Below are 14,044 nucleotides of genomic sequence, written 5' to 3'. Positions count from 1 at the left end.
GTTCGGAAAGCTCAAACAGCAACGACGCATCGCCACTCGATATGACAAAACCCTTCTCTCGTTCGAGAGCTTCCTAAACCTCGCCGCCACGCGGCTATGGCTGAAGTCTTTTGTCAACGCGGCCTAGGGACCTCACCGGCGGATTTCCATCAAGGCCAGCGGCACTCAAAACGCCGCACAAACAGGCCGGACATATGAAAGCAACCGATCAAAGCCATCGCGACCACAAAGCCCTTGCCATAGGGGGCGTCCACATATGAATCAGAAAACCGCCCAAAAAAGAATCCCCTTTGAATCAGCCAAATGTCATCCCGCTCTAACTCCTCGCCCAGCCAATGATATCTACGGCGGAAAACTCTAACCGCAACTGGTCCAGAATTCAGGTGGCAGAGCACCTGAAATGGAGGCGGCGCCGTTCTCACAGGTCAGAGCCGCACGCATCCCCGCAGGGTATCGCGCAGCACTGCAATTGAATTGCTGAGCGAGGCTTCGCCTTCCAGCCGCCCGTTGATACGTAGCATCACCGTCCCGCTTTGCTGCATGAGCAGGGGAACAAGTTGCGTACCCGTCACGCCGCCGATCCATTGAGTGCCGTTCGCATTGGCGCGCTGAACGGATATGCTAACGAGCCGACCGGAGAAGTTCCACGTCATCGTCATCGCATTGTCGGCGGAGGGCTTGTTGAGCAGCATCGCCATGTAGGGCTTTCCGCCTTCACAATAGAGACTGAGGGCTTCGATGTTGGGCGATGCCGCGGCGCTCACATAAGCCATGGGCGCGCGACCTTGCACCGGTACAACTTCCCAGGGTGTACCGGGAAGCGGCACTGCCGTTTCGGGCGGGCTTTTGTCCAACAGCGTCTTGATTTCCGGCGCAATCGGCAGCCTAACGCCCGAAGCAGACGGATAAACTGTTAGCTTGCCGCGCTCCCAAAGGCCCACCTGCACCGCACGGCGCGCCGGGTCTATTATTATATAGGCCTGCTCCACACCGCCCTGATGCTGCGCATTGCCGGAAAGATAGTAATAGTTCCCAGCCCGCTGCAATGGCGAGACGGCTGAGAGATTGGTCCGCAGCGCAGCCATCTTCGGCCCCATCCGGGCCTTCAATGCCGCAGCCAAGGTACCCTTATCGAACAGGTCGATATTGTCCTTGGCGTAGCTTCCCGGATATTTGCCGACGAGGCTGGCGAGATTGGTCCATTCCGCTGGAATGCCTTGCACGGCCACCGCCGGCTCAGGCCGTGGCGGCAGTGGCGTGCCAGCAAGAGCGCTGCCCTGGCAGAGCGTGAACGGGCCGCCACCCGTGAAGGCCGCATGGAAAGAAGCCGGGCGTTGGCCGCGCGGCAGATCGGATTCAAAGCGGATGACACCGCGCTTCTCGTCGTCGTTCACATACATGAGAACCCGACCAAAATCATTGCTGCTAACTGGAAAGGGAAAAAATACTGCCATGATGCCGTCATAGCTCTGGCCCATGAAGGTGAGAGCATATTCCACCCGAGGGGGCTTTATTTCCCGACCATTGGCGCGGAACGTCATGCCCTTTTCATCGATGGTTACGCGCGGTTCCTTTGAGCAGTCGCCGCGCGGGGCGTAGCTGCCAAAGATATGGTCGACGCCCTGATCCTTGAAGCTGGATAGTGGTAGCGCCTGCGCACTTGCGGCAGCAATCGTGGCAATCGCACAAGCGGCAAGACCTACACCCGAAAGGCGGATTGTGGACGGCATGTGAAATGGCAATGTCATGTCGAATCCCCATCGAAGTGGTGACGGTTTTCGCGCGCACATGGCTCAGTCACGAGGTAAATTGGTGCGCCGGTCGCCTTGATCCTATTTGGCCAACAGGATAGCTGACTTAAGGGATGGTTTGGTTCTGGTCATGGATGCCCCCACGTGAAAGCCCTGCCCGGCAGGGACCGTGACGTGGTTAATACGATCTTGATGACTCTAAAATGAACGGGAAGGAATAGGTGAACTGACCTGACCCCCTGGTTTCCACCAGCCGGGATCAGAGCCCGGCCTTTTGCACTGCTATCCAACTTTCGACCACGCGGGTCATGCGCTCCGGATCGGGCATGCCGTACCGCAGCCGCATCCAAAAGTCGTCGGCGCGCGCTCGACCGCGCCAAGGCTGAAGCGCTGACAGCAAGCATCGGATGTATAAACTGATATCTTCGGATCTGAGATGGCACACCTCCCACCGCCCCGAGCAAAATAATAAAGTGCCATAATAAAGTTCTTTACCAAATGCCGAAAAACTGCTCATCTTCCAGCCGAGCGGCGAGAATCTTTTCCTCTCCGGAAATCTCCTTCTGGCCACTCCTCAAACTCGGGGCAGCTCGGCGAGCTGCCCCATTTTTGAACATCGACAATCGGGGACAAGGACGGGTTCGCGCAAGAAACGAAAAAATCGAGACAGGGAGAGATAGGGTGATGAATAAGAAAGCCTATTGGTTGGCAAGCGCCGTCGTGATGGCGTTGCCACAGGTCTCAAATGCTCAGGAAGTCATAGCCGAAGAGCCAGATGGCGGTGACAATGTCATCGTCGTGACAGCGCAACGTCAGGCGCAAAGCTTGCAAGACGTACCGATCGCTGTCAGCGCATTCAGCGCTGAGGCGCTTGAAAGCCAGCAGATCGAAAATGCCTCGGATCTACAGCTGACGCTGCCCAATGTATCTTTCTCGAAAGGCAATTTCACCTCAGCTTCATTCACTATTCGCGGCGTTGGCGACCTGTGCGTCGGCGTCACCTGCGATGCTGCGACCGCAATCCATGTCAATGGATCCCCCTTGTTCGGAACACGCCTGTTCGAGACCGAATATTTCGATCTGGAAAGGATTGAAGTCCTTCGCGGACCTCAAGGCACCCTGTTCGGCCGGAATGCGACCTCCGGGGTCGTGAATGTTGTGACCGCGAAACCCAAACTCTCCCGTTTCGAGGCTGAAGCGCAATTCGAGTATGGCAATTTCAACAGCATCGAAGCGCGTGGCATGGTCAACGTCCCGATCGGGGATATGATCGGCGTGAGGCTGGCGGGCATATATGTGAACCGCGACGGTTATACGACGAATCTCTATGATGGATCGGACATCGACGCTCGGGACCTCTATGCGTTGCGAGGCTCCCTTCGTTTCGAACCCGGTCCTGATACGACGATCGATCTCATGGGCTATTATTTCCGGGAAAAGGACACGCGCCTCAGAAACCAGAAACAAACGTGCCAACGCGATCCATTGGGCGTGCTCGGATGCCTGAACAATCGACGTGATTTCGATACCACGAACGCAAATTCAACGGTCGGTGCGACGCTCAGTTCATCCGAGTTCTTCGCCATTCAGGGCATTCCCGCCGTGCTCGGCCTCGGCAGCCTTTATGGCCCTGATGGGTTTTCCGGGTTTCAGGAGCCTGGCGATGTGCGTGTCGTCAACACGGCCTATACCCCTTTCTATTTTGCCGAAGAGCTACAGGTGCAGGCGCGCCTTGAGCAAAAATTCGGCGCGATGACCCTGACGGCCACCGGCATTTATCAGGATACTGAAGTCGATTCCAGGCAGGACTATTTTCTTGGAATTCAAAGCCGTGCCGGTTTCGCCCCGGCGCTCAATACGTTGGACTTTTTTGCGGCTAACGGATTACCGACAGGTCTTGCTCCGCCGGCGCCAGCCTTCATTCCCGGCTCTTCGGCCTATTTTTCGCCGATTGCCGGCGCTCTAATCCCGGACGGTCCGCAGGGCGTGCTGTGCACGTCGGATAATGATGATGGAAGCAGAGGCGCTTTCGAAGGGAACTCGCTGTGTTCCGAAACGCCGCTTTCTTTCGATCGATCTTCGGAACAACGCGAATCGTGGAGCGGAGAGCTCATCCTCACGAGTGACTTCGACGGGCCGTTCAATTTCCTGTTGGGCGGAATTTACGCGAAATCGAAAACCACCGACAATAGCTATTATGTGAACTCGTTTGCGCTCGATTACGCCAGTGCCGTATTGGGTTCATTCGGCTCCTTGTCGGGCGGCCTTCCGCCATCCTATTTCGCGACGTCGATGTATCGGAACAACTCGCTGGAATCGAATCTAGAGAGCTATGGCATTTTCGGCGAGGTCTATTTCGATCTAAGCGACCGGCTGACGTTGACCGGGGGGCTGCGTTACAATAATGACAAGAAGGATGTGACGGCGCGTACGACGCTGATCAGTTTCCTGAACCCTTATGCCAATGATGGAGATCCGTTCGATACCCCGATAACGCCCCTCACCGGGCCGTCTGGGCTTTTCGATGCCGACCCGGGGACGCCGGGCCAACAGCTCGCCCAGTTTCGCGAAGTAAGCTTCGACGAAATTACCGGACGAGCAGTTCTGGCCTTCGAGGTTACGCCGGACAATTCACTCTATGCATCTTATTCTAGGGGTTACAAATCCGGCGGGATCAATCCTCCGCTTTCTCCGATTTTCGCCGTCAGCGAGAGTTTCGGCTCTGAAACGATCGATGCCTTCGAGATCGGCTCCAAGAACGTCTTCGCAAACGGCGCGTTACAACTCAATGCCACCGCATTTTACTACAAATATAGTGGACTGCAGCTCAGCCGCATCGTGGCAAGAACGTCCGTGAATGACACGGTTGACGCCAATATCTGGGGTGTCGAACTGGAGTCTGTCATCAGGCCGGACCCGAACTGGCTTATCAATCTGTCCTTCAGCTATCTCAATGCCAAGGTCGCCGGCGATCAATTCTTCTCCAATCCGCGTGATCCGGGCGGCGGGGATCCTGATGCCGTGATTATCAAGGACATCAGCAATGGTGCGCACTGCGCTGTCACGGGACCTGCGCCTGGCGTTGCTGATGCGTTCGTTGCGGGCGTAAATGCGGCTCTCGGCCTTCGCGCACCGCAGGAATTTCCTTCGGACGGCAATATCGCCTCCAGCGGCGCGTTCGGCATTTGCGGTGTCCTCGCGAGCGCTATCCCTGCGAACAGCGGGATCCAGGTATTGAGTCCTGGCGTCGAGGTTAACATCAAGGGCAACACATTGCCGCAAGCGCCGAATGTCAAGGTCTCGATGGGCGTGCAGTACACGGCAGAGGTCGGGAATGGTATGACACTCGTCCCCCGCGTCGACATTTCCATGACCGGAAAGCAATATGGCAATATCTTCAACGGCAGAATTAATCGCATCCAACCTTTCGTACAGGCTAATGCAGTTTTGCAGTTGAATGGTGCCGACGAGCGCTGGTTTGTCCGGGGGTTCGTTCAGAATATCTTCGATAGCAACTCAGTTACCGGACTTTATGTCACCGATGCATCTTCCGGTAATTTTACAAATATCTACACGCTTGATCCGCGGCGTTATGGTGTCGCGATCGGCGCAAAATTCTAATGCTTTAGCTGTCCCAATCGATCGGGAAAAATTATACCGCATGAAAATCGCGGCGTCGGAGGGCCAGTAGCAGGCCCTCCGACGCCGATTTCATGCGCCAATTGCAGTCTTGGGCGAGGAATGGGTGTGAGATACGTCCGGCGTGCGCACTGCGGAAACTTGCGTCTCGCGCGAGCGATATGGGAGGCACATTGGCTCCTGCCCCTCGAATCTGACCGGCCCCCACCGAGTGGTCCGCGTGGACTGTTAGGTGTTTAGTCCCAGCATGTGATGGAGTGGTTTCATATCGAAGATATCTGGCTTGGATTTCCGGAGCTCTTCGATGGCCTCGTAGGTTGTCTTGAAGCGCAGAGCCTTCAACTGCTTGGCGAAGTTGTAAGCGACGAGCCAGTCGCGGACATGGCGGCGCAGTTCATTGATCGACGTGTAATGGAAGTGACGTGACCCCCTAGTTTCCACCAGCCGGGATTAGAGCCCAGCAGCTTTGTTGCGCATGAGCGCGGTGTAAGCAATGGCCTGCGCAGCGGAGCCCGTAGGGCGTAGCTGCGCAGGCCATTGCTTATGCAGTTCGGCGGCGAACGCCGCCGGTGTCTCATATCCAAGGGCCGAGTGTGGCCGCGACTGGTTGTAATCCTCGGCCCAGGCCGCGATCACCGTGCGGGCATGATCGAGGTCGAGGAACAGCGTCTCGTTCAGGCACCTTGAGGGCGCCCTTCAAGAGGTGCGCGGGATCGCTCTCGCACCTCTGTGTGAAACAACCGTAGCGAAAGACGCGGCTGGCAAATGAACGCGCCCTGTGTGCGCTTTCTCGGTGCCCTCTGTCTTCGATCTTCTTGAGCGCCGCAAGCAGCTCGGTCGACTTGATCGTTGCGATAGGTCGGCGACCGAGGTCAGCTTTCAGCAGTTCCAGGAACCAGCGATTCTTGGCAATCGTTGCTGGCGCGAGCCCATCTGACTCTCGTTTTGCTATGAACTCTTCAGCGACATCCTGAAACAGATTGGCTTCATTGAACATCGCTGCGAGCTTCGTCTCACGCCTTTGCTGAACGGGATCTTCCCCGCGCGACATGGCCAGCTTGGTTTCGTCGCGTTTGAGACGCGCTTCCTTGAGTGAGACAAGAGGAAAGGCTCCGTAGGAAAGCTTCTTCTCCTTCCCGTTGATTCGCAGCTTGTGCTTCCAGAGCTTCGAGCCATTTGGTCGGATCAGCAGATACAGGCCTCCACCATCGCTGAGCTTGTACTCCTTATCCCTCGGAATTGCCTGGGTTATTTGGACATTGCTCAGCGCCATGGGGGCCTCGTTTGCGAAAATCCCGCCAGTTTGGCCCCTGTTTGGGGGCCTGGGCCCCCATATTGGCCCCTAAAGGCCCCCGATTGGTACCGAATAGAGCCGAACACTGGCGAGTGATCAGGCGTTGAAAATGGCAGATTTCTGCGGGTTACGCAACCATTCGCGAGCAGTGCTGAATGAGTAAATGGTGCCAGAAGAGGGACCGTGACGTGTCGCCAAAGCGTTATATCACAATGCTTTATTGCGATTTTTCGAATTTCGATACCGTCGAAAATACCGTCTTGGCACTGGCGTTGGTCCTCAATGAGGACTCAAATCGCTGCGGACGGTCTATTTCGGATCAATCCGCGACACCAAAATTTATTTTGCGACCCGCCGACAATTTCCTGCCTGAGAACGGCGAAAAACCGAATCAAGCCGCAGCCAACGAAGCAGCCATGGCAGGTGCAATCAGCGCCGCCAGTTGTTGCACGACCGCACCTTTGCCAACCACCAGATCAACGCTTGCAATCCGCAGGCGTTCATCGCCTTCCATCATGCCGTAACCTGCATCCAGCGCCTCACTGCCAAGGCTGGCGTGATGAGGATAGAGCAGCATCGCCTCACCGCCCGCAGGGATCAGCAATGTCACCGAGTGGGGAAAGCAACATGCGTGCTGGGCGAGGGTCAAAGCAATCGACGTCGATTGGCCTGCTGCGTGGCTGGATGAGCTGATTAGCAAAGATCACATCGAGGCAGGCAAGCGCGATGGCATCAAAGATCAGAAACTGCTGAACGGCATCGAGGCGCAATCGATAGTGGTTTCTGCCGGAGGGCAGCTTTGGGAGCAAATGAGTGGATGGGGTCAGTCGCGAAAACTGCTTTCGCCAACCGAGCTGGGAATTCTGCGCGTCGCTGCATCTGTTCCGATGAAAAATCCTTCAGAAAAGCAATGCCTGAAGGTCATCGAATCCCTTCGCAAACTTAGATCCGAAGGTTGCGCGATCGGTGCCGATTTGTCGATCTGACGCCTCCGAGCGGGGGCATCCATTTTCCCGACAAAACTGACCGAAATTTTGCGGAAAGCATTTTCAGCAAGTGAAGACCAGCGTGTTTCCGGTGAGTAGTCTGGCGTAGGGTGTGGAGGGCAAGATAAAAGCAGTGCCAGCCCCTGACCCTTATGTGGTTGGTTCAGTTGAGGAATTTCGTATGGCACCGAAGGAAGGCTGCCATACGATATTGCGCAAAAGCGCAGAAATCTGCGGCGCTATCGTCTGGCACCGCTGATTTTTGGGCGTTTGTGCTCGATCCGGTTCGGTCAACGATAGGCCGAGTGCGATGGGTGCCCGTGATGGGGCGGTGATGCGATGGCGGCGCTCGGCCTCCGGCGGCGCAATCTGTCGATTTTGGGCGGTGCCATACCGTTTCAGGGCTGAGATCCGGGAGTTTCAACGGGAGCGTATGGCACCGGAAATTCGGTGCCATAGGGAAAAGCTCTAATAACTCATCTGCTTAACAACCGAGTGCTGGCACCTCTTTTATCTCGCCCTCCAAAACAGTCCGAATCTTGCTGCCTTGCCGATTCCGCCGATGGTATTCCGCAGCCACCTAAAGGCCGCCAAGCAACGCTTGCCTGCGATGGGCACGAAATGCCCTGCTTTGATGAAGTTTGGCCGGGAAGCGGAACACCCGCCGCAAGCCTCCCTACCTGTCCCCCACTTTCCGGCAGCCTGTTTGTCTGCGCTGGGCTGCGAGGAGTAGCCAGGCGCAGAGGCGGCGATAGAGAGCTGCCTCCGCTTCAGGCAATATGGCGCGCACGAAATCCATCTGACGAAAGCGAAGTTCATGCCCCGCGCCCTGCCCAAAAATGCCGCCATACCGGAAACCCCGCAACTGCCGCTGGAGCCGTTGACCGTGCGTATCCCGGTCGCGGTACAGCTGACAGGAATTGGCCGGTCGAAGCTGTATGAGCTGATCGCGGCGGGCGAGGTCGATGTCGTCAAGATCGGCGCGTCAACACTCATCACCGTTGCCAGCCTGCGCCGCCTTATCCAGAAATCGCGGCGCTAGGCGGCTAGTGGGACAAAGCCGTCGTTAGCAGGTTAGACGGTGCCCGACGGCTTTAGGTAAACGCGGACGTCGATGAGCTTCCCTTCAATAACTAGGGAGAGTCGAAGAGCGATGAAACGCCGCTGCGCACAATTGGTAGCCAGCGGCGCGCGGGCTTCAATGGGCTTGTTTCTGCACTACCGCGCCCTGCGAATCCGGATCACCGGCACGAATGACCAAATAACGGCGCTCGGCCGGGGCAGCATCCGCGACAATCTGGCGGATCGGCCCGACGGCGTTGACGATGGCGGCGCCGGCCGGATTGGTCATGAACTTGGCAAGAGGTTGAATCGCACCCGTCCCGTCGGGTTTGGTCGCCAGTCCGAGCGTGAACGGTTGCTTGGGCGGCAGGCCGGCGACGGCGGCCTGCAGGATCTGGACCTGCCCCTGATCGAACAAAGTGACTTGGCTCTGGCCCTGGCCTGACAGGGTCAACTGGACCTTGCCGCTGGCCATATCGAGCGGGACCAGATTGGCCATGCCGTCGCCCGAAGGCACCGCGCCCGGTACATAGGCGACGCCCTGCGGCCCCTGACCGATAGGGATGGTCGTGAGCAGGCGGTTGGTGGCAGTATCGATGACCGCAACGCCGTCGCCATTCTCCAGCCCAACATAGATGCGGGTGCCGTCGCCCGAAGGCCATAACCCGTGCGGCAGCGCGCCGACCGAAACTGTCGCCACCTGTTCGAACGTGTCGGTGCGGAACACCTTGACGATGTTCTGCGTGCCGACTGTCACATAGGCGAACTGTCCGCGCGACGTGCGGGCGATGTTGACGTGATTGGTGATGGGGCCGGTGTCGATCGTCTTAAGGACAGCGAACGGCGGCTTGGCGTCGAACACCATTACCTTGCCGACATCTTTGAGCGTCAGCCAGACCTGCCTGCCATCGGGTGTCGCGGCGATGTCGGGGCAGAAGGGGCTAGCTTGGGCGACACGTCCGACGACCTTCTTGGCTTTGGTGTCGATCACGACCGTCTCGGGCGAGAAGCTCGAGCAAACGTACCCGTATTTGCCGTCGGGCGAGAAGATCGTCATGCCCGGGCCGTTCGGGACGGTGATGCGCGTGGTGGGTTCGAACGTCTTGCCATCGAGCACCTGGATATAGTCCTCGCCGCGAACGCTGACCCAGACCTCGCGCCCGTCGGGACGGAAGAACGCCTCGTGCGGCGAGCGGCCGACATAGGCGGTGTGCTTGACCGCGTTGGTGGCCGTATCGATGAAGGTCACCGAGTTCGACCCTATCGAGATCACCGCCAGCGTCCTGCCATCGGGTGAGAAGCCGATGCCGTGGACCAGAAGCTGACCCTTGTAGAGTGGGCTCAGATTGGCGGGCGTCAGATCGCCGAGCTTGATGACGCCGAGCAGTCGGTTGGTTGATGGGTCGATGACCGATACCGTGTTGGAAAACTGGTCCGAAGTATAGAAGCGGTCCTGCGAACTGATCGGCCGGTCGGGCGTCGCATTGGGCACCTGCTGCGCGGATGCGGGGTTCGCCAGCAGGCCGAGGGCAGACATGGCAAACGCCATCTTGAGGTGATTCGTAATCATTTTCCGTCTCCCTGATGCTGGTGAGGCACACTCGGCGGTGCGCCCTTCTCGGCAAGGATCGCCTGCATGACCGCGATCTCCTGACGCTGTTCAACGATGATGCCCTGCGCGAGACGGCGCAGGCGTTCGTCCTTGCCGTAGCGCAGTTGCGCCTGTGCCATCTCGATTGCGCCCTGGTGATGCGGGATCATCATCGCCGCGAAGTCGCGGTCCGGATCACCGGACGGCGCGACCATCATCTCATGATGCATCTGCTCCATCGCGGCGGCCATGTCGGTGGCGAAGTCCTGAGGCGCCGCTGCGAGTGCGCCTGCGGATGCCGCGAGGCCGAGGCCGGCAAGGCCCAGTATCAGTTTCAAGCGCATGCCCCTTCTCATGATAGTCTCGCGATAACGCCTATGATGGCAGCCAGTGTCATCATCGCCGCCGGCAGGAGCAATATTTGCATCGTCGCCTCGCGGCCGCTGATCGTCCCGGCGAGGATTTCGACCGGGCCGCGCAGGAACTCGCCAAGGCTGCGCTGCCGCTCGCCCGGCGCAGCACTGTCAGCGAGGAGGATACCGCCGACGATCAGCGAGAAATACATGACCGTGAACAGCGTCACGACGACGAGGACACCTGCCGCTGCCGCATCGCGTGCGAAGAAGGCCCAGAATGACCCGACCATTATTGCATAGAACCCCACCAGCGCAACGAGCACATTAGGATGAACCCCGCGACTGGCGACGCCGGGCGCTGGTCGCTCCAGTTCGGCGTATGGATCATCGGATCGGACCAAGCGTAATGCCGGTCGCGTCGGTTCTTCCACCACTTCCTTGGGCTGAAACTCGCTCTCCATAATGCGCGTTGCCATGTCGGATCTCCTGATCGACAGCGCTGCCATTGCTGCATTGCTGTAACTGTGACCAAGGTGGCGCGTTGCTAGTCATCGATCCAACCGATGATATTTGTCGTTCCGATCACGAATGGAGATGAATGGCCTGGCTCGACGACCCCGACCTGATCAAGCGACGGCGGCAGTCCTTGGCGGATGCGCATGTCGCACAGCTCGAATGCTGGCGCGAAGGGCTGTTGGCCGACGGCAGACCTGTGCCGCATTTCGACCCGGCGGACGGCGGGGTCGACGCCCGGCTGCTGTTGCTTCTCGAAACCCCCGGTCCCGGGCCTGAGCGCACCCGCTTCGTGTCGCGCGACAATCCGTCCGGGACCGCCCGCAATCTGCGGCGCTATCTCGACGAGGCCGGCATCGACCGGTCCGATTTTGTACTCTGGAACACCGTGCCTTGGATCATGCATCCACCCGGTGCCCGCAATCGCACCCTGCGCAAAGCCGAGATCGATGCCGGGCTGGCCACGCTCCCCGGGCTTCTCGCGCTGCTGCCCAAGCTGAAAGTCTGCTTGCTGGCCGGCCGGGTGGCGACCAAGGCCGGACAACTCGTGTCGGCGCATGATGCTTCGATCAAGGTCATGCCGATGCCGCATCCCAGCCCGGCCAACGTCTGTACAAGTCCTCAGGTTATGGATCGCCTTCGCGCGGCGTTCAGCGAAGCAGCGGCCCTGCTCAACCAATCGTGAATGACGATTGGAACGATCCAATCAACAAGTTGGAACGATTTATCGCGCCGGTCTATTGATCCCTGCAGGAGATCGATATGACCCTCGAACAGCTTCGTATTTTCGTTGGCGTCGCCGAGCGCGAGCATATGACCCGCGCCGCCGAGGCGCTCAACGTCACCCAGTCGGCGGCGAGTGCCGCCATCGCCGCGCTCGAAGCGCGCCACGACGTGCCGCTATTTCATCGGGTCGGGCGCGGCATTGAGCTCACCGAGGCGGGTCGCATGTTTCTGGACGAGGCGCGCGCCGTCCTCGGCCGGGCCGCGAGCGCCGGGCTGGCGCTGGCGGAGTTCGGTGGTCTCAAGCGCGGCACGCTGCGGATCGTCGCGAGTCAGACCATCGCCAGCTACTGGCTGCCTGCGCGGCTCGCTGAATTTCATCGTCGCCATCCGCTGATCGGCATCGAACTGGCGATCGACAACACCGACGGTGCTGCTGCGCAGGTGCTCGACGGCACGGCCGAACTTGGCTTTGTCGAAGGTTCGGTCGACGAGCCGGCACTTGCGCACTGGAAAGTCGCCGAGGACCGGATGTTACTGGTCGGCGCAGAGCCAACCGGAAATGTCGATGAAACCTGGGTCCGCGAGGCCAACTGGATCGTGCGCGAACAGGGATCGGGCACGCGCTCGACCTTCGAGGAGGTGCTGCGCCACCGCGGCGTCGACCCTGCCGATCTGCGCATCGGCATGACCCTGCCGTCCAATGAAGCGGTTCGCTCGGCTGTCGAAGCCGGCGCCGGGGTGGCAGTGCTGTCCGAACTCGTCGTGCGCAGGGCGCTGGCGGCGGGGCATCTGCATGACCTGGGTCTTGGGCTGCCCGCACGGCCGTTCGAAGCGCTGCGCCACAAGGAGCGTTACCGCACCAAAGCGGCCGACGCGCTGACCGATCTCGTGAAGGAGCATGGATGATGACCGGCGACCTCAAGCCCGTGCTCGGCGGCCTGCGTCCACTCTCGCGCCTCGATCATCCCCGCGAGATGATCCGCCAGTTCACCCCTAACTGGTTCGCCGCGACCATGGGCACCGGCATCCTCGCGCTGGCGCTACCGCAGGTGCCGGGCATCGGCCCGGCATTGAAGCCGGTCGGCGAGGCGTTGTGGTTTTTCAACATCGCGCTGTTTGCGCTCTTCACCGGCCTCTATTCGGCGCGCTGGATAATGTTTGGCCATGAGGCACGGCGGATCTTCGGCCATAACACGGTGTCGATGTTCATCGGCACCATCCCGATGGGCCTCGCCACGATCATCAACGGCTGCCTCGCCTTTGGGATCGCCCGGTTCGGCGACGGCATCGTCGGTGTAGCGCATGTCCTGTGGTGGATCGATGTCGCGGTGGCCGTGACCTGCGGCGTCGTCATTCCCTATTTCATGTTCACCCGTCACGAGCACAGCTTCGACGGCATGACCGCCGTCTGGCTGCTCCCGGTGGTCGCGGCAGAGGTGGCGGCGGCGAGCGGCGGGCTGCTGGCGCCACATCTCGCCGATCCGCATGCGCAATTCGTGACGCTGCTCACTTCCTATGTGCTCTGGGCCTATTCGGTGCCGGTCGCCTTCAGTATCCTCGCGCTACTCATCCTTCGCATGGCGCTGCACAAGCTGCCGCACGAGGGGATGGCCGCGTCGAGCTGGCTCTCGCTCGGCCCGATCGGCACCGGTGCGCTCGGAATGCTCGTGCTGGGCGCTGACGCGCCAGCGATCCTCTCGGCGCACGGTCTCGCCTCAATTGCCGGCATTGCCCAGGGTCTCGGTAGCATCGCGGGGCTGCTGCTTTGGGGCTTTGGCCTGTGGTGGCTGGCGCTCGCGATGCTGATCACCTGGCGCTACTGGCGCGCCGGGATCCCGTTCAATCTCGGCTGGTGGGGCTATACCTTCCCGCTTGGCGTCTACACGGTCGCGACCTTCCGCCTCGGCACGACCTTCGACCTCGCCTTCTTCGGGATCGTCGGGACGGTGCTCACCCTTGCCCTCGCGATGATGTGGGTGGTGGTCGCCGCCAAGACGCTCGCCGGCGCGTGGAAGGGCCACCTCTTCGTATCGCCCTGCATCGCGACACCCAACTGATCGCCTGAGGCGATCAAAATCGAAAATCCGATCGCTTGGCTCGACGAGCCGGATCGGCCACGTTCGCCC

The 14,044-nt window shown here is 59.5% G+C and carries 11 protein-coding genes and 2 pseudogenes; 5 read left to right on the top strand and 8 right to left on the bottom strand.

Going from position 1 to position 14,044, the window contains the following annotated elements:
* Window positions 1–425: 425 nt before the first annotated feature.
* A complete protein-coding gene (locus P1IM2_RS13450; protein ID WP_039575466.1) occupies window positions 426–1,748 on the bottom strand; it encodes a hypothetical protein in 1,323 nt (440 codons plus the stop codon).
* 687 nt (window positions 1,749–2,435) lie between these two features.
* Between P1IM2_RS13450 and P1IM2_RS13445 the strand changes: the two genes are divergently transcribed.
* The gene (locus tag P1IM2_RS13445) at window positions 2,436–5,372 is read left to right on the top strand and encodes a TonB-dependent receptor (protein ID WP_054588702.1); all 2,937 of its coding nucleotides are present in this window, start codon (window positions 2,436–2,438) and stop codon (window positions 5,370–5,372) included.
* A gap of 246 nt (window positions 5,373–5,618) precedes the next feature.
* On the opposite strand, the pseudogene P1IM2_RS13440 reads toward P1IM2_RS13445, so the two are convergent.
* The 4 genes and pseudogenes from P1IM2_RS13440 to P1IM2_RS13425 all read right to left on the bottom strand — a co-directional run.
* Window positions 5,619–5,810, bottom strand: a pseudogene (locus tag P1IM2_RS13440) (IS481 family transposase); the annotation flags it as partial.
* A gap of 30 nt (window positions 5,811–5,840) precedes the next feature.
* Window positions 5,841–6,071 (bottom strand): annotated as a pseudogene (locus tag P1IM2_RS13435) (integrase core domain-containing protein); the annotation flags it as partial.
* Entirely contained in the window at window positions 5,965–6,663 is a 699-nt protein-coding gene (locus P1IM2_RS13430) for a tyrosine-type recombinase/integrase (RefSeq protein WP_186402762.1), read from the bottom strand. The gene P1IM2_RS13430 and the pseudogene P1IM2_RS13435, both read right to left, overlap by 107 nt.
* A 412-nt stretch (window positions 6,664–7,075) precedes the next feature.
* Window positions 7,076–7,294, bottom strand: coding sequence for a hypothetical protein (locus P1IM2_RS13425; protein WP_186402761.1), 219 nt, complete (start codon window positions 7,292–7,294; stop codon window positions 7,076–7,078).
* 1,193 nt (window positions 7,295–8,487) lie between these two features.
* On the opposite strand from P1IM2_RS13425, the gene P1IM2_RS13420 reads away from it, so the two are divergent.
* Window positions 8,488–8,712 carry a helix-turn-helix domain-containing protein gene (locus P1IM2_RS13420; RefSeq protein WP_066653771.1) on the top strand — a complete coding sequence of 75 codons (225 nt, stop codon included), beginning with the start codon at window positions 8,488–8,490 and terminating at the stop codon, window positions 8,710–8,712.
* Between the two features lie 156 nt (window positions 8,713–8,868).
* On the opposite strand, the gene P1IM2_RS13415 is transcribed toward P1IM2_RS13420, so the two are convergent.
* From P1IM2_RS13415 to P1IM2_RS13405, 3 genes are read right to left on the bottom strand one after another with little or no spacing between them, the layout of a single operon-like run.
* Window positions 8,869–10,269 (bottom strand): YncE family protein, encoded by a 1,401-nt coding sequence (locus tag P1IM2_RS13415; protein ID WP_260834159.1) that lies wholly within the window; start codon window positions 10,267–10,269, stop codon window positions 8,869–8,871.
* Window positions 10,270–10,298: 29 nt separating this feature from the next.
* A complete protein-coding gene (locus P1IM2_RS13410) occupies window positions 10,299–10,667 on the bottom strand; it encodes a DUF305 domain-containing protein (RefSeq protein ID WP_017182155.1) in 369 nt (122 codons plus the stop codon).
* Window positions 10,668–10,675: 8 nt separating this feature from the next.
* On the bottom strand, window positions 10,676–11,155 hold the full coding sequence (locus P1IM2_RS13405) for a hypothetical protein (RefSeq protein ID WP_017182154.1): 480 nt from the start codon (window positions 11,153–11,155) through the stop codon (window positions 10,676–10,678).
* 122 nt (window positions 11,156–11,277) lie between these two features.
* On the opposite strand from P1IM2_RS13405, the gene P1IM2_RS13400 reads away from it, so the two are divergent.
* From P1IM2_RS13400 to P1IM2_RS13390, 3 genes are all read left to right on the top strand, one after another.
* Window positions 11,278–11,877, top strand: a complete 600-nt coding sequence (locus P1IM2_RS13400) for a uracil-DNA glycosylase (RefSeq protein ID WP_017182153.1) — start codon at window positions 11,278–11,280, stop codon at window positions 11,875–11,877.
* A gap of 77 nt (window positions 11,878–11,954) precedes the next feature.
* Window positions 11,955–12,824 (top strand): LysR family transcriptional regulator, encoded by an 870-nt coding sequence (locus P1IM2_RS13395; RefSeq protein WP_017182152.1) that lies wholly within the window; start codon window positions 11,955–11,957, stop codon window positions 12,822–12,824.
* Window positions 12,821–13,975, top strand: a complete 1,155-nt coding sequence (locus tag P1IM2_RS13390) for a TDT family transporter (protein ID WP_229380725.1) — start codon at window positions 12,821–12,823, stop codon at window positions 13,973–13,975. Before P1IM2_RS13395 ends, P1IM2_RS13390 begins: the two co-directional genes overlap by 4 nt.
* Window positions 13,976–14,044: the final 69 nt, after the last annotated feature.

This window comes from Sphingopyxis sp. P1IMeth2 (genome assembly GCF_900185685.1).
Taxonomy (GTDB): domain Bacteria; phylum Pseudomonadota; class Alphaproteobacteria; order Sphingomonadales; family Sphingomonadaceae; genus Sphingopyxis; species Sphingopyxis terrae_A.
This window is presented reverse-complemented; position numbering and strand designations above follow the sequence as displayed.